At 38.1% G+C, this 15888-nt stretch carries 15 protein-coding genes and 1 pseudogene; 11 read left to right on the forward strand and 5 right to left on the reverse strand.

Translation table 11 applies throughout. The annotated features are described in order from the left end of the window. Window positions 1-295: hypothetical protein (locus ABH968_RS24835; RefSeq protein WP_370048327.1), on the forward strand; the 295-nt coding region annotated here is incomplete at its 5' end. A gap of 228 nt (window positions 296-523) precedes the next feature. On the opposite strand, the gene ABH968_RS24840 is transcribed toward ABH968_RS24835, so the two are convergent. Further along, window positions 524-1042: an antibiotic biosynthesis monooxygenase family protein gene (locus ABH968_RS24840; RefSeq protein ID WP_370048329.1), complete on the reverse strand. Its 519-nt coding sequence runs from the start codon at window positions 1040-1042 to the stop codon at window positions 524-526. 233 nt (window positions 1043-1275) lie between these two features. On the opposite strand from ABH968_RS24840, the gene hemE reads away from it, so the two are divergent. The 3 genes from hemE (at window position 1276) to hemY (ending at window position 4849) form a co-directional block, all read left to right on the forward strand. Next, on the forward strand, window positions 1276-2325 hold the full coding sequence (gene hemE, locus ABH968_RS24845) for a uroporphyrinogen decarboxylase (RefSeq protein ID WP_370048331.1): 1050 nt from the start codon (window positions 1276-1278) through the stop codon (window positions 2323-2325). Between the two features lie 164 nt (window positions 2326-2489). Beyond that, window positions 2490-3410 (forward strand): ferrochelatase, encoded by a 921-nt coding sequence (hemH, locus tag ABH968_RS24850; RefSeq protein WP_370048332.1) that lies wholly within the window; start codon window positions 2490-2492, stop codon window positions 3408-3410. Between the two features lie 14 nt (window positions 3411-3424). Continuing rightward, a complete protein-coding gene (hemY, locus tag ABH968_RS24855; protein ID WP_370048334.1) occupies window positions 3425-4849 on the forward strand; it encodes a protoporphyrinogen oxidase in 1425 nt (474 codons plus the stop codon). 254 nt (window positions 4850-5103) lie between these two features. On the opposite strand, the gene ABH968_RS24860 is transcribed toward hemY, so the two are convergent. The 3 genes and pseudogenes from ABH968_RS24860 to ABH968_RS24870 all read right to left on the reverse strand — a co-directional run bounded on the left by ABH968_RS24860 (window position 5104) and on the right by ABH968_RS24870 (window position 7323). Beyond that, window positions 5104-5583, reverse strand: coding sequence for a hypothetical protein (locus ABH968_RS24860; protein ID WP_370048335.1), 480 nt, complete (start codon window positions 5581-5583; stop codon window positions 5104-5106). After that, the gene (locus tag ABH968_RS24865) at window positions 5552-6043 is read right to left on the reverse strand and encodes a collagen-like protein (RefSeq protein ID WP_370048337.1); all 492 of its coding nucleotides are present in this window, start codon (window positions 6041-6043) and stop codon (window positions 5552-5554) included. Before ABH968_RS24865 ends, ABH968_RS24860 begins: the two co-directional genes overlap by 32 nt. A gap of 193 nt (window positions 6044-6236) precedes the next feature. Continuing rightward, window positions 6237-7323 (reverse strand): annotated as a pseudogene (locus tag ABH968_RS24870) (tetratricopeptide repeat-containing glycosyltransferase family 2 protein). Window positions 7324-7516: 193 nt separating this feature from the next. Between ABH968_RS24870 and ABH968_RS24875 the strand changes: the two are divergent. From ABH968_RS24875 to ABH968_RS24900, 6 genes are all read left to right on the forward strand, one after another. Then, a complete protein-coding gene (locus ABH968_RS24875) occupies window positions 7517-8482 on the forward strand; it encodes a YncE family protein (RefSeq protein WP_370048339.1) in 966 nt (321 codons plus the stop codon). Then, entirely contained in the window at window positions 8479-9162 is a 684-nt protein-coding gene (locus ABH968_RS24880; RefSeq protein WP_370048340.1) for a response regulator transcription factor, read from the forward strand. The genes ABH968_RS24875 and ABH968_RS24880 overlap by 4 nt, the downstream gene beginning before the upstream one ends. Next, the gene (locus ABH968_RS24885; RefSeq protein ID WP_370048342.1) at window positions 9159-10547 is read left to right on the forward strand and encodes a sensor histidine kinase; all 1389 of its coding nucleotides are present in this window, start codon (window positions 9159-9161) and stop codon (window positions 10545-10547) included. The genes ABH968_RS24880 and ABH968_RS24885 overlap by 4 nt, the downstream gene beginning before the upstream one ends. A 3-nt stretch (window positions 10548-10550) precedes the next feature. Continuing rightward, entirely contained in the window at window positions 10551-11084 is a 534-nt protein-coding gene (locus tag ABH968_RS24890; RefSeq protein ID WP_370048344.1) for a FixH family protein, read from the forward strand. Between the two features lie 122 nt (window positions 11085-11206). Further along, window positions 11207-11779, forward strand: a complete 573-nt coding sequence (locus tag ABH968_RS24895; protein ID WP_370048346.1) for a TetR/AcrR family transcriptional regulator — start codon at window positions 11207-11209, stop codon at window positions 11777-11779. A 128-nt stretch (window positions 11780-11907) separates the two neighbouring features. Further along, window positions 11908-14097 carry a YhgE/Pip family protein gene (locus tag ABH968_RS24900; RefSeq protein WP_370048347.1) on the forward strand — a complete coding sequence of 730 codons (2190 nt, stop codon included), beginning with the start codon at window positions 11908-11910 and terminating at the stop codon, window positions 14095-14097. A 321-nt stretch (window positions 14098-14418) separates the two neighbouring features. Here the strand turns inward: ABH968_RS24900 and yhfH are convergent, their stop codons facing one another. Continuing rightward, complete coding sequence (gene yhfH, locus ABH968_RS24905) at window positions 14419-14544, reverse strand: protein YhfH (protein WP_132362068.1); 126 nt, start codon at window positions 14542-14544, stop codon at window positions 14419-14421. Window positions 14545-14688: 144 nt separating this feature from the next. Here yhfH and lplA point away from each other — a divergent pair, with 144 nt between their 5' ends. Then, complete coding sequence (gene lplA, locus ABH968_RS24910; RefSeq protein ID WP_370048349.1) at window positions 14689-15681, forward strand: lipoate--protein ligase; 993 nt, start codon at window positions 14689-14691, stop codon at window positions 15679-15681. Window positions 15682-15888: the final 207 nt, after the last annotated feature.

Genomic DNA, 15888 nt, shown 5'->3' on the forward strand with positions numbered 1-15888 from the left:
TACGCTTTCGCGCAAAAAACATCTGCTGCTGCCGCTACGCTTTCGCGCAAAAAACATCTGCTGCTGCCGCTACGCTTTCGCGCAAAAAACATCTGTTGCTGCCGCTACGCTTTCGCGCAAAAAACATCTGTTGCTGCCGCTACGTTTTCGCGCAAAAAACATCTGTTGCTGCCGCTACGTTAGCACTACGCTTTCGCACAAAAAACATCTGCCGCTGACGCTTCGCTTTCGCGCAAAAAACATCTGCAGGCCTAAGCACAAAGCCGATTCCGGACGCAATTATACCGAGGCATAATTGATCAATATAATAGTTTCACTAACTGGAAAAAAGCGGGTCAACACTTCTCATAATAGAATATTCTTGGCAGAGTAATAAATTCCGCGCGTCCCGGGAAAGGAAACGGATACCCGCGGAAGAGCAGCGAATACCCGCGAATCCGAGGAGGATACCCGCGGAAGAGCAACAAATACCCGCGCACCCGGAGGAATACCCCGGTAAGCAGTGAATCCCTGAGCGCCTCAGCTAATCTTCGTTTTCTTCTTTTGGAGCAGCGCTATAGGTTGTGACATAGGAAGCTGCTGAGAAAATATTTTGCTGATTCACACCAGTTGGTTCTTTACGTTCAGCATGTGCGGAGGCAAATGCCTTTGAGCTTTTCCATGCTTCGAATGAATGAGGACCGTTCCATTGTGTCATGACGATGAATGTTTCACTATTTAATGGACGAAGTAGTCGGAATGCTACGAAGCCTGGTTCATCTTCAATAGCGCGTGCTCGATTTAAAAAGCGATGTTCAAAAACTGGTCTACCTTCATCTGTAACGGGGATATTGTTGAATACAAAGAAGCCACGTTCTTCTAAATCATTTACTGAATCTAGCACTTCAAACTTACGTGGTGTGGCAAAGACAGATTTTTCTTCGGTTTCATGTATGAGCACAGAGTTTCCTTCTCCGTGTATTAAAATCATTACCTCGTTTGGATATTTATTCTTTAGCTGTTCTAAAAAATCACCTGTACCAGAAGTTAAATAAATATACATAAAATTGACCTCCTTATGAATTTTCGTAATATAGCGTGATTATCTCCATTAAAATGAAAGTCTAAAGCTTTGTCAAAAAAGAAACCCCTTAGAAAGAACAATTTTATGACATTTCCCTATGAAAACTATACAATAACAGAGGAAGCGTTTACTATTGAAAACGGATATCAATAATAACAGAAAAAACAAGAGAATTTTACGATATGAATTTTATTGAGGGGAAGGAACTATTCATGACAACTTTTAATGATACTCTTCTACGTGCTGCACGAGGAGAAAGAACTGAACATACACCAGTATGGTATATGCGACAAGCAGGACGCTCTCAGCCAGAATATCGTGCGATTAAAGAAAAGTATTCTTTAGAGGAAATTACACTTCAACCTGAGCTTTGTGCATATGTAACGCGATTGCCAGTAGAAAATTACAATGTTGATGCGGCAATTTTATACAAAGATATAGTAACTCCACTCCCTGGTATTGGAGTAGATGTGAAAATCAAAGCAGGCGTAGGTCCTGTAATTTCAAATCCTATTCGCTCAGTCGCTGATATAGAAAAACTAGGTGAATTCAATGCGAAGGAACATACACCGTACGTTTTAGAAACGATAAAAATGTTAACAGAGGAACAACTAAATGTGCCTCTAATCTGTTTTGCAGGTGCGCCTTTCACTCTCGCAAGCTATATGATTGAAGGTGGTCCTTCAAGAAACTATAATAAAACAAAGTCATTTATGGTATCAGAGCCTCAAGCTTGGTTTGCCTTAATGGACAAATTAGCTGACATGATCATTTCTGATGTTTCTGCCCAAGTCGAAGCGGGAGCAAAAGCTATCCAAATATTTGACTCTTGGGTTGGTGCTTTAAATGTTGAAGACTATCGTGTTTTCATTAAACCGATTATGACACGTATTTTTGCTGAGCTGAAAAAAGAAAATGTGCCACTTATTCAGTTTGGTGTAGGTGCAAGTCATTTAGCGAAAGAATGGAATGATTTACCGATTGATGTAGTTGGATTAGATTGGCGTTTACCAATTAAAGAAGCGCGTGCAAACGGTATAACTAAACCAGTGCAAGGCAATTTAGATCCATCACTATTACTTGCTGACTGGTCAATTATTGAAAAACGCACGAAAGATATTATCGATCAAGGCTTAGAAATGCCAGGACATATATTTAACCTAGGTCATGGTGTCTTCCCAGAGGTAGACCCAGAAGTGTTAAAACGTTTAACAGCTCTTATTCATGATTATAGTGCTCAACAAATCCAAGCACGTTCTTAATGTAGAAGTGAACAAGATATAAAATCTCATATTCTTTTCTAGGATGATATCTCGATTTCATCGTAGAAAGGGTGCTGTCCAACCTAATGAATTGGACAGCTTCTTTTTGTCACATACTGTATGATTAAAGATATATTTAACTATTATTTAGAGGTGAAAAGGTAATGAAAGAAGTTAAAGGCTTATTAGTTATGGCATACGGAACACCCTATAAAGAAGAAGACATTGAACCTTACTATACGCATATTCGCCACGGTCGCAAACCATCAGAAGAGCATTTAGAAGATTTACGCGGTCGTTATGAGGCCATCGGTGGTCTATCGCCACTTGCTGCTGCTACAAAAGCGCAGGCTGAGGCTTTATGTGCTCGCTTAAATGAAGTGCAAGATAATGTGGAATACAAATTATTTATCGGTTTAAAGCATATTCACCCATTCATTGAAGATGCTGTAGAAGGAATGATAGCGGAAGGTATTAAAGAAGCAGTTTCTATCGTATTAGCTCCTCACTTCTCAACGTTCTCTATTAAATCATATAATGGTCGTGCAGCAGAAGCAGCTGGAAATCGATTAACAATTACTTCTGTAGAATCATGGTATGATGAACCAAAATTCATTGAGTATTGGAAAATCAAAGTGAATGAAACATTTAATGCAATGTCTGATGAAGAACGTGAAAAAGCATGTTTAATCGTGTCTGCACATTCACTTCCAGAGAAAATTAAAGAGTTGGGCGATCCATATGAAGATCAATTAATTGAGACGGCTCGACTAATCAAAGAAGCAACGGGTGTCAATAATGTAGAAGTTGGCTGGCAATCAGCAGGTCAAACACCTGAGCCATGGATCGGTCCAGATGTTCAGGACTTAACGCGTGAACTTTACGAGCAAAAGGGCTTCCGTTCATTCGTTTATACGCCAGTTGGCTTTGTAACAGAACATTTAGAAGTTTTATATGACAACGATTATGAATGTAAAGTTGTTTGTGATGAACTTGGCGCGAAATATTATCGTCCAGCAATGCCAAATACACACCCGTTATTTATTGATGCAATGGTTGATGCCATTCATAAAAAATTAAGCTAAGCGAAAAGAAAGTGATGATGTTGGTGACTCAGAAAAGACGAAAGGTAGTTGTTGTAGGCGGTGGCATTACTGGCCTCACAGCTGCGTTCTATTTGCAAAAAGAAGCAAGCGCAAAAGAATTGCCGTTAGATATCGTACTTGTCGAGTCGTCATTACGTCTTGGCGGAAAAATACAAACACTGAGAAAAGATGGCTTTATTTTCGAGCGCGGGCCAGAATCTTTTTTTGATCGTGAGAACTATGTATATGCTTTGGCAAAGGATTTAGGCATTGAACAGGAAATGATTACAAGCAATACAGGACCGACCTACGTTGCCGTTGGTAGTCAATTGTATCCAATCCCGAGCAATCTTTTGTCTGGGGCAACACCACATATCTCGTCATTTATTACATCAGGTTTGTTTTCACTTAGCGGGAAAATTCGTGCGGCGGGGGATTTTTTCATCCCTCGTTCGGCACAGAATGATGACCAACCATTAGGGCAATTTTTTAGAAGAAGATTCGGTGCTGAAATTGTAGAAAATCTCGTAGAGCCATTACTTGCAGGAACATTTGCTGGTGATATTGAGCAGTTAAGCATGCGCTCAACATTCCCACAGCTTTATGGATTAGAGCAAAAATATCGTAGCCTACTTATTGGGATGAAAAAGTCTGGTACGAATTTTTTAAGTAACGATCTCACTGCGAAAGATAAGGGCATTTTTCAAACATTTAATAATGGTCTTGAGACACTTATCGAAAAACTTGAAGAATCACTACTTCCTGGGACAGTTATGAAGGGTGTTAAGGTTGAGGAAATTGAGCATGGTAAGGATGGTACTGTCCAAGTTGTGTTAAACAATTTTACACAATTAAAAGCAGATGCTGTTATTATTGCTACACCTTTTAATGTGGCAAGAAAAATGTTCAGCAAACACCAGTTATTAACGGAATTGAGTACGATGAAGGCAGCAACTATTGCTACTGTGACAATGGCATTTAAAAAAGACCAGTTAGGTGATTTAGATGCATTATCATTTTTTGTCTCTCGAAATAGTGATTTTTCAATAACTTCTTGTACGTGGATGAATCGAAAGTGGCCTGGCACAACACCAGATGATTACGTGCTGTTGCGCAGTTATATTGGCCGAGTGGGCGACGAGGCAATTGTAGCGCTATCCGATACTGAAATTGAAAAGACCGTATTGCAGGATTTAATGAAAACAATTGGTGTAGATGGAGAACCGTTAATGACTGTCGTTTCCCGCTGGAAAAATGCCATGCCACAGTATACGGTAGGACATGAGGCGAAGGTAGAGCGTGTAAAACAAGAATTACATGAACATTTTCCGACTGTCAGGCTCTCGGGGAGTTCCTTCGAAGGAATATCAATACCTGAGTGTGTTGAACAAGGTAAAAATGTTGCTGACGAAATGTTGAAGGAAATGTTTGGGGATTAAATGGTTATCAGTAAGTAGTACAAACTTGAAAAATCAATGTTTGTACTACTTTTTTATTGCTTGTTAGTAATCCGGATTTTTAAGAGATTCGATAAGGGGTAATTTGTAAAGAGTATGAAATTAGATAGGGCAAAGTACAAATTTCACAAGTTAGGGGTCTCAATTTAAAAACTGGGAAAGTAAGCTTCTACTTTCCCAGTAAAGATCTTATAAGAATGTTTGTTGTTAAATCAGTAATATTTTTGTTATTAATGCTATGAAATTCGGTGACATGACCATACAATACCGCCAGAGTTAGCTCCTCCAAGAGCAAGCCCATTCGTTAAACCGTTAGCATTGTAGAATAAATCAATGGTATCACCTGCATTTAAATCGACTTCTCCAGCCAATGTTACTGTCCCATTACCAAGGACAGCTCGTAAAATTAGCAACACAGGTATTGCTACATTTAATACAGGGAATAGCCCGCTAATTAAATTTGTTGTAGCATTTTGGCGAATAGCAAATGATGGATTGATGCCAGCAACTAAGTCTATGGTAATTGCTGCAGTAGTTGAGTAGTTGATTGTAGCTTCAAAAGCATATCTTCCAGTCGTTGGAACAGTGAAAATTCCGGTCGTTGGATTGAATGCTGGTGTTGTGAAATATGGAGGTGCATCACTCCAGTTAGTAATTCTAGTTGAAGCGCTTACTGATATACCATTAGCAAATGCTGAGAAACCTTCTGTACCCATTAGCCCCGGTAACACCAGTAACACCAGTAACACCAGTAACACCAGTAACACCAGTCGCCCCAGTAGCTCCTGTAGAGCCAGTAGCTCCAGGTTCACCAGTAGCCCCAGTAGCTCCCGTAGAACCAGTAACGCCAGTCGAACCAGTAGCTCCTGTAGAGCCAGTCGCCCCGGTTACACCAGTAGCCCCAGTAGCTCCCATAGAACCAGTAACGCCAGTCGAACCAGTAGCTCTAGGTTCCCCAGTCGCCCCAGTTACACCAGTCGCCCCAGTAGCTCCCGTAGAACCAGTAACGCCAGTAGCCCCAGTAGAGCCGGTAGCCCCTGTAGAACCAGTAACACCAGTAGCCCCAGTACTTCCTGTAGGGCCAGTTCTTCCAGGTTTAACAGGCCAAGTACTACAACAACATGGGAATGTGTTACATTTGCTGCAAACTCTATCTGTAAATTTTCCAAAATGCATTGTTTCACCTCCTCTCTCAAATATCGTATTCATAGAGGGAAAAGGTGAAATAGATAGTTAACTACTTGGTTATTCTAGAATATCAATAGCGATAAAAGTATTTTTCTTCAATGTATAGTTAAAACCTATTACTAGAATTGAAAATTACTCCAATGCTCCAATGTACTAACTAATCCATTAATATAGAAGAAAATTAAGATTCTTCATTACCCTTATTTAAAATACGATCAAAATATGTTTTATTGTGTAGTATTTTTTCATCATTTGGTAAAAAGAATCGGGCTAATTCATTATGTGCGTTGGCAGTTTCATAGTGTTGTAACCGATCAAAGAGGACACAAAGTTGTAAGTGGGGTAACCATGTCGTAAAGGTTTTATTTTGAAAAGGGGGAATTAGGATTTTGCTTGATGATAAGTGCTTGTTCATACCAAAATATTGCTTCATAGTTTTTTGCTTGTTCCATAAAATGAAAGCCAAGTCTACAACACGCTTCTGGACGTGGAATATCATATTCAAAGCTTCTTAAAATGGAACTCAAATTATTTTCTGTATCATTTAGATGAGAATAACAATCTGCTAATTTGAAACAGGCTCGAACATTATCTTCTACCCAGCCTAATTTAGAAGTTAAAAACGTTTCATAGTAAAATATTGCATCCTCAAATTGTCCATGATCTAGTAATTCATTTGCGTAATAAAATGTATCCCGTGGAGAGAGTGTTTCTCCTGATTCAACTAATTGCTTATAGATGTTAATATTCCGCGTATGATCATGACTAAGTGGTAAATGGCTGACGGCCATATTACTATCCAATAGCTTTCCACCGACTTCTAAATATTCGTGTACGGCACCTATCCATTGGAATTGTTTATCTCTTCTTACTAAGCGATATCTTCTTAATAAAGAACTTACATTTCCTTCATTATCAAAGCTTAAATTATAATTCAGCGAAACGGCATCTATATCAAGGGTCAAGGATTCTTTTAGTGCTTTAAATTTTTCCTGATCCGCCTCTAATAATACGTCGTCTGCATCTAGCCATAAAATGTAATCCTTTGTTGCTTGATGAAATGAAAAATTCCTTGCAGCTGCAAAATGATGAATCCATTCAAAATCAAAAATACGATCTGTATACTGTTTAACTATTTGCTTCGTATTGTCGGTAGAGCCTGTATCTATGATATTAATCTCATCGCCTAAGCCTTTTACAGATGCTAGACATCTACCAATAACATCTTCTTCATTTTTCACTATCATACATAAGCTAATGGACACCATAAAGTGGATTTCTCCTTACCATAATCTTTGTAGTATATGTGCTACTATATTTTTTGGTTGGATAAATGCTCGTAGATGTAGTATTACATTATAATAATCGTGAAATTTGCTTGTTTTCTTTGTCATAAATTCACCTCTCAAGTTTCACTCGAATTTCACAATTGTGAAGTATAGTTAAGAAACAGAGGTGATGATGTTGAAAAAATGGGTATTCTTCATTTTTTCTTTAGTACAGCTTATATGGCTAGCAGGGTGTGCGGAGAAATCGTTTGAGCCTATTGAACGCGATCAGAGTTTTATTGCGTCCTTAAATATACAAGAGCCTTCGCTAGATTTTATAGATGGACAAGGGAATGTGATGGCAACATGGTTATTTGACAAAGCTTACTCAGGGGCAATACTGCTTGAAAATGATCGTGTGTTATTGTACGGTCATCAATTAAATGAAATAGACGTCTATACATTATCAACCGGAAAGAAGCTCTATTCCAAAAAAGTAAAGCTTGGTACAACGAATGTGTATTATGCTGAAAATAAAAAACAGTTTTTTATTACGAATAGCAAAACAAATACCGTGACAAGCTTTGATGAGAAGGGCAACGAACTGGCAACACAGAAGCTTGGTAATTATCCTATGTCAATGGCAGCCTATAAAGATAAGCTATATGTGATTAATTATAAAGATACGAAATTATCGGTGTTAAATATTGAGAATCTAAAGGTTGAGCAAGAGTGGCCGATTCAAAAATCATCACATGGAATAGCAATTCTTGAAGAGAAAAATGAACTATGGATTGGTGGTCATGGAGAAGGAAGTAAACCAAATAGCTCTGTAAAAAAATATGATCTTATGACAGGAGTCAAACATGGGGAGATCGAAATGCCTTTAATGCCTGTCGGGTTAACCAAAACAAAGGATGCTGTCCTCGTCGTTAGTCATGGACGGAATGAATTATATGTTGCCGACTTTGATGGAAATGTGAAATGGCAGCAAGAAGTAGGAGCTAATCCATTTGCCGTAAATCAGTTTAAAGATTATATTGTTGTCGCTGGCTATGATGATCATACTTTGTATTTCATAAAAGAAGGTCAGGTGAAGAAAACAGTTGATGTTGGGAAAGGTGCATTTCAACTGTTAGTAAGGGAGGAAAAAATGTGACAACTGTATTAATTGTTGATGATGAGCAAGATATGCGTAATTTAATAGAAATGATGCTCCATAATGCAAAAATTGAGACCTTAACAGCAGCAAATGGTACAGAAGCCTACGATATTATTGTACGCGAAAAAATTGATTTAGTACTACTTGATGTGATGATGCCGCATGAAGATGGCTTTGCAGTTTGCCAAAGTATACGTGCGATGTCGAATATACCAATTATTTTCTTGACAGCACGTGATGCGAATGAGGATAAAGTTAGAGGCCTTACAATAGGCGGAGATGATTATATTGTAAAACCCTTTACAAACGATGAACTCGTTGCGCGAATTCAAGCTGTGTTAAGAAGAAGTGGTACTAATATTGAAGACTTGCAGCAAAAATATGTGATGCTTGGACCTATTAAAATAGATGAGACTGCACGGAAGGTATCTGTAGATGGAAAGAGTGTTCCGCTTACTTTAAAGGAATTTGAATTATTACATTTATTTATGAAAAATCCTGGAAATGCTTATACGAGGGAGCAATTACTAGAACGCATTTGGGATATTGATTATGTAGGGGGAACAAGAACTGTTGATACTCATATAAAAACCTTACGTATAAAGCTTGGAAAGGAAGCGGCGGGGCATATTCAAACCGTCTGGGGAGTGGGCTATCGCTTTGATCCTGGCGAATGAAAAAGATTTCAACACGCATTTGGCTATTAATCTTTGCATTTTTGATCATTACCGTTGTCTTTATGTATGTCCTGACTAATTATTTATATGAACGACTTTATGTAGAAGACACGGAAGAGATAATGGTAGAAGTAGGGACAAAGCTACAAACGATGTATACCGGTAGTAAGGTAACGGATGAATTTATTGCTGATATTGAACATTATGCTAATTACTCAAATTTGAATATTTTTGCAGTAAGAAATCCGCGAGAACTAAGTGCCTGTGTGCCGTTTGATATTGATTTCGAAACATTAATTGGTCCAGAAGAGAGGCAGCAATTACTTGCAGGTGAATATGTACAAAAAATTGGGTATGAGCCCCGATTTGATAGACAGCTAATTTCGGTAGTACTTCCGCTAGTAGATCAAAATAGGCTCGAAGGGATTATCTATATATACTTCCCTCTAGCAAAAATTAGTGAATTAGCGAATAATGAAGTCATTTTCTTATTTGTCAGTGCCTTTATATTTTTAATTGTCATCAGCTATTTAATTTATAAAGGAATTCGTCATATTATGCGACCATTAAGTAATTTACAAAGAGCTGTTGAGCAAATGTCTTACGGAAACTATGGAACACGCGTGCCAGTTCATTCAAAAGATGAAATTGGGAGATTATCGAGCACCTTTAATCAAATGGCAGAGGCGATACAACAAGAGGATGAGGCTCAAAAAACGTTTTTAGCGACAGTTTCACATGAGCTACGGACACCCATTAGTTATGTAAAAGGGTATAGTGAAGCAATGCAGAATGGCATTATTCCAGAAAAACAAAAAGAGGAAACGATCCAGCTAATTGTACGTGAGGCAAATCGAATGGAACGCTTAACGAATGAATTACTTCAACTTGTACGTATGGAAAATGAACAAGCAGAAATTACTTTATATCCAATTCCTCTTGCCGAAACATTACGTGAGGTTCAAAAAATATTAACACATCAAGCAGAGAAGAAGAGCATTGCACTTCATTTAGATGCTGATGATGCATTAATCATCAAAGCTGATGAAGTAAAGCTGAAACAAATTTTTATTAATATTATTGAAAATGCCATTAATTACTCGTATGAGCAGTCAAAGGTTGAAATTACTGCTTTTGAGGACAATGGTAGTGCACAAATTATCATTAAGGATTATGGCATGGGTATCCCACAAGAGGATTTATCGCATGTAACGGAGCGCTTTTATCGTGTTAACAAAGCGCGGAGCCGAGCAGATGGTGGCAGTGGACTAGGCTTATCGATTGTTGAACAATTGTTGAAGCAGTTACATGGCAAGATAGAGATTGAAAGTGAAGTTGAAAAAGGCACAATTGTAAAAATTAAATTGCCGTTAATGGAGGAATAAAACATGAAAAAATGGTTATTGGCATTAGTTGCAGTACCTGCATTATTAGTAGGTTGCGGAGATAAGAAAGAATCAACAGCTTTACCAGAACCACAAGAGCCACAAATGTTGGAGGTTCAAATTTTAACACCAAAAGAAGTAGCAATAAATGAAACAGTTGAGCTTGCTGCCCAAGTTGAACAAGGTGGCAAAAGTATCGATGATGCAGATGTGAAATTTGAAGTGTGGGAATCTGGTAAACGAGATGAAGGGCAAACGATTGAGGGTAAATTAGAGAAAGATGGCGTTTATAAAGCGAAGACTAAGTTTGACCACGATGGAGTATATTATATGTATGCTCATACGACAGCTAATGGTATTCATAATATGCCGAAGCAACAAATTACTGCTGGAAGCCCGGATATGACGAAAGTTTTACCAGAGGATGAAAAAGCAAATAACAACAGCATGGATCATAACATGATGGATCACGGTAATGATACATCAGAGGATGCTGAGCATAGTGATCACGAAAAAAATGAAAAAAATACCCATTAAATGCTTGCATTATTTTTAAAATAGGAATATGATAATGACCAGATGACCGAAACGGTTTTCTGGTCATTATCATTTTCGTGTACAAAGGCATGTACATAACATAACAAGAAAGGATGTTACTAATGGATCGTAGGCAGGAAATTCTTGAAGCAGCTGCAAAATCCTTTACATTGTTTGGTTACAAGGCAACAACGATGGAGCAAGTGGCTAAAATCGCCAATGTCGGTAAAGGGACGATTTACACATTCTTTGCAAATAAAGAAATTTTATTTCAAGAGATAGCTATGTCACTTGTACGAGAGATGCAAGCAGAAGCAGATGCAGTGTTGGATGCATCAGCGAGCTTTATGGAAAATGCACACAATGCTTTAATGAAAATGCTACAGTTCCGTGAAAAACATCTTTTATTTGCGAAGTTATTAGAGGAAGAAAAGGAGCTACGAACGCCAGCAGTTAAACAAGTTTTAGTTCGCATTGAGACTGAAATTTTATCCTACGTTACTGAATTAATTCAAAGACGTATCGTTAAAGGAGAAATTAGAGATTGTGATGCAGAATTAGTTAGTTTCCTGTTACTAAAGGCGTATCTAGCGTTTGTCGTTGATTGGCATGAGCTACATGGCGACATTATTCCAGAAGAAAAGATATTAAATCTTTTCAAGGAAACAATCTTCCGTGGGCTAATTTTAACTTGATTTGCTGAGCCAAAAGGTGAATCAATGACAGTCTAGAGGTTATAAACCCTATGAAGATTTAGTTTTTTTTTTGAATAAAAATGACCGACTGACGTTTTCGGTCAAATATATAGGAGTGAAGAAAACTTATGATTAAAGCTGAGTGGCTGAAAATCTTTAAAACAAGAAAAATGCTTGTTTCAATAATCGCTGTATTATTTATCCCAGTCATGTACGCCGGTATGTTTTTATGGGCATTCTGGGATCCGTATAAAGGCCTGCCGAATTTACCAGTAGCAGTTGTCAACCAAGATAAGGGCGCTGAAATGGAAGGCGTTAAATTAGATTTAGGGAACGACTTAGTCGATAAGCTTGTCGAGAGTAACGATTTTAAGTTTATTGAAGTATCCAAAGAAGAAGCTGAAAAAGGCCTAGATGGCCGAGATTATTATATGACTCTAGAAATTCCAACAAATTTCTCTGAGCATGCGACTACGTTATTAGATGACAAACCTTCTAAATTAGTCATGAACTATATTCCAAATGAAGGATTAAACTTCCTTAGTGCACAAATCGGTGAAACAGCAATGGAACGTATACGTGCGGAAGTAAATAAACAAGTTTCAACTACTTATGCTGAAAAATTATTTGATTCTATTACAACACTTGGAGATGGCTTTACAGAGGCTGCAGATGGCTCAAGTAAGCTAGATGAAGGTGCTAAAACTTTAGCTAATGGTGCAAAAGATTTAAAAGGTTATCTTGAGCAATTAGCATCAAGTACAGTTGAATTGTCAAATGGTACAGATAAAATTACTAAAGGTGCTGGAGACGCTGCAAAAGGTGCAAATGACTTATCTACTGGTCTAGTAAAAATACAAGACGGCACTGGACAGTTACAACAAGGTGCACAACAAGCAGCATCTGGAGCAACAACTCTTTCACAAGGTGTATCACAATATACACAAGGTGTAGCAAAGGTTCAAGCAGGTTTAGCTACAATTAACGATAAACAACAACAAATTAGTGCAGGCGCAGCTTCAATTGCTGAAAATGCAGGCGCATTAAATGGTGCAGCAGGCCAATTAACAGCGGGTTCTGCAAAAGTAGAAGCAGGCATCACAGCTTTATCTAATCAATTACAAGGCATGATGGCTTCATTGCCTGAAGAGCAAGCGGCAGTATTAAAGCAAACATTAGCAGAGCTACAAGCAGGAAGTGCAAGCGTGCATAATGGCTTAGGTTCTTTAACTGCTGGTACAGAAAAATTACAAGCTGGTGCTAACCAAGTAAGTTCTGGTACATCACAAATTGCAGCAGGTCAATCACAAGTGTTAGCAGGTGCTAATGAGTTAACATCAAAAAGTGGTGCGTTAGTCCAAGGAGCAAAAGGTCTTCAAGCTGGTAATGCAACACTTGCTCAAAAATTAGGTGAATTAAATGCTGGTGTTAAGACAGCCGTAACAGGTTCTAAAACATTGGCTTCAGGTTTAAATGAGCTAGCAAGTGGTTCAAAAACATTGAATCAAGGTACATCAACACTTGCATCTAAATCAGGTGAATTAGCAGAAGGTTCTGCAACGCTTGCTGATGGTACAACTGAACTTGTAGACGGTACATCAACATTATCTGGCAAACTAGGTGAAGCAAGTGAAAAAGCAAAAGAAGTTCATGCAAGCAAAGACACATATGATATGGTAGGTAGCCCGGTTGAGGTTGATAAAGAATCTGTTAACCATGTACCTAACTATGGAACAGGTTTCTCACCATACTTTATTTCTCTTGGTTTATTCGTTGGTGCGTTATTAATCTCTATCGTTTTCCCACTTGTGGAACCAGCGATTCGTCCAAAAAATGGGGCAACTTGGTTTACAAGTAAAGTCTCAGTTTTAGCAATAGTCGGCTTAATTCAAACTATATTAACAGTGGTTATTGTAAAATGGAGCTTAGGCCTTGAAGTATACAGTTTAGGATACTTCTTCTTAACAGCATTATTAACAAGCTATGTATTCTTAGCTTTGATCCAAATGTTAGTATCTATTTTCGGTGATCCAGGACGCTTTATGGCGATTGTTGTATTAATTTTACAACTTACAACAAGTGCGGGTACATTCCCACTTGAGTTAATCCCAACACCATTACAAGTATTTAATAAACTATTACCAATGACATATACTGTTTCAGCATTTAAAGCAAGTATCTCAACTGGTGATACATCATTCTTAATGCAAAACTACGGAATTCTAGCAGGCTTCCTAGTAGCATTCTTAGTTATTACTTTCGGTTATTTCATGCTACTACACACAAAACGTTACTCAAAAGTAGCCGAGGAAAACTAAAAAAGGGAATTTTTACACCCATCGATATTGATGGGTGTTTTTTTTATGGTTGGATGATTGTCTGGCAAGGGAAGAGATAGCGGTGGAAACTATGATCGGGTAGCTTCGAAAACTGCTCAGGTACCAGGAAGAACCACTCGGCTTCAACAAAAAAGCTCATATGCAAAAAAATCATACAAAAAACAGCAGCTGATATGAGCGTATCAGCTGCTGTTTTGTAAGTGTAAGAGATTTAATTAATGGTTCATCAAAATATGATGAGGGGTGTCATTATTAGTACGTTTGGGGCACATATATGACAATTACAGAATAGGCAAATGCTTATAGGTGGTTACAATTTTCACAAGTGTTGCTGTAGCATTCACTTTGTTCTTCAATTTTTTCACCGCATTCTGTGCATTGCTTTGCAGGTAGGTTCTTGAAAAATTCAACTACATTTTCTAACATTGTGGACTCCTCCTTTAAGTTCATCTGTACTATTACTGTTTTGATATTTCCTAGTGTATTATAACAGAAGCGTTTCGTCAACACAAAATGCCTAATTTACGTTAAAATAAATATGGATATTTTGTGAAGGAGGAAACGGAATTTATGATATTCGTTGATAATAAAGGGATTCATGATCCACGCATTAACCTTGCCATTGAGGAGTATTTATTAAAAACGATGGATGTTGAGAAGGAGCCAGTGCTACTTTTTTACATTAATCAACCTTCAATCATTATTGGTAAAAATCAAAATACTATCGAAGAGATTAATACAGATTACGTGGAGGATAATGGCATTATCGTTGTACGTCGTCTTTCTGGTGGAGGCGCAGTGTATCATGATTTAGGGAATCTTAATTACAGTTTTATCACTAAAGACGATGGCGATAGCTTTATGAATTATAAAAAATTCACTCAGCCTGTTGTAGATGCACTTGCAAAAATGGGCGTTCATGCTGAGCTTTCAGGCCGCAATGACATTTTAGCGGAAGGGCGTAAAGTTTCTGGGAACGCACAGTTTTCTACAAAGGGCCGTATGTTTAGCCATGGTACGTTAATGTTTGATACAGAAATTGATGCTGTTGTATCTGCATTAAAGGTGAAGAAAGATAAAATTGAATCAAAGGGCATTAAATCGATTCGTTCACGTGTTGCTAATATTTCTGAGTTTTTGAAGGATATGATGACAGTCGAAGAATTCCGCTTAGAAGTTTTAAAATCGATTTTCGGTGGAGAAGAAAATATTCGCTATTATGAGCTAACGGAGGAAGACTGGGCAAATATTCACAAGCTATCTGCTGAGCGTTATCAAACATGGGAATGGAACTATGGCAAATCACCACGTTTTAATATTCAAAAAACACATCGTTTCCCAACAGGAGGCATTGATGTTCGCTTAGAGGTGAATCACGGAATTATTGAGGAAGCGCATATTTTTGGTGATTTCTTCGGTGTGGGCGACATGGCAGATGTTGAACAACGATTAGTTGGGACAAACTATGATCGAACTGCAATTGCTGAGGCGTTAACGGATATTGATATTCCAACATACTTTGGTGGAATTGCGACAGAAGAGTTTTTACAATTAATTTATTAAGAAAAGCTTGTGTAGAAATTGGCAAATGTCCTTCTTTGAGACATAAGATGACACTCTTATCTAATGGAACATCCCCATAAAAGTGTGGTTGATTTCCGTTCCGACTGGGCGCTTTGTTGCTGCCGCTTCGCTTTCGCACAGATAAAACATTTGCCGCTGACGCTTCGCTTTCGCGCAGAGCAGAGCTTCCTGGGGGCGTCCGATGAG

Origin of the sequence: Lysinibacillus sp. RC79 (genome assembly GCF_041262405.1) — a bacterium.
Lineage (GTDB): Bacteria > Bacillota > Bacilli > Bacillales_A > Planococcaceae > Lysinibacillus.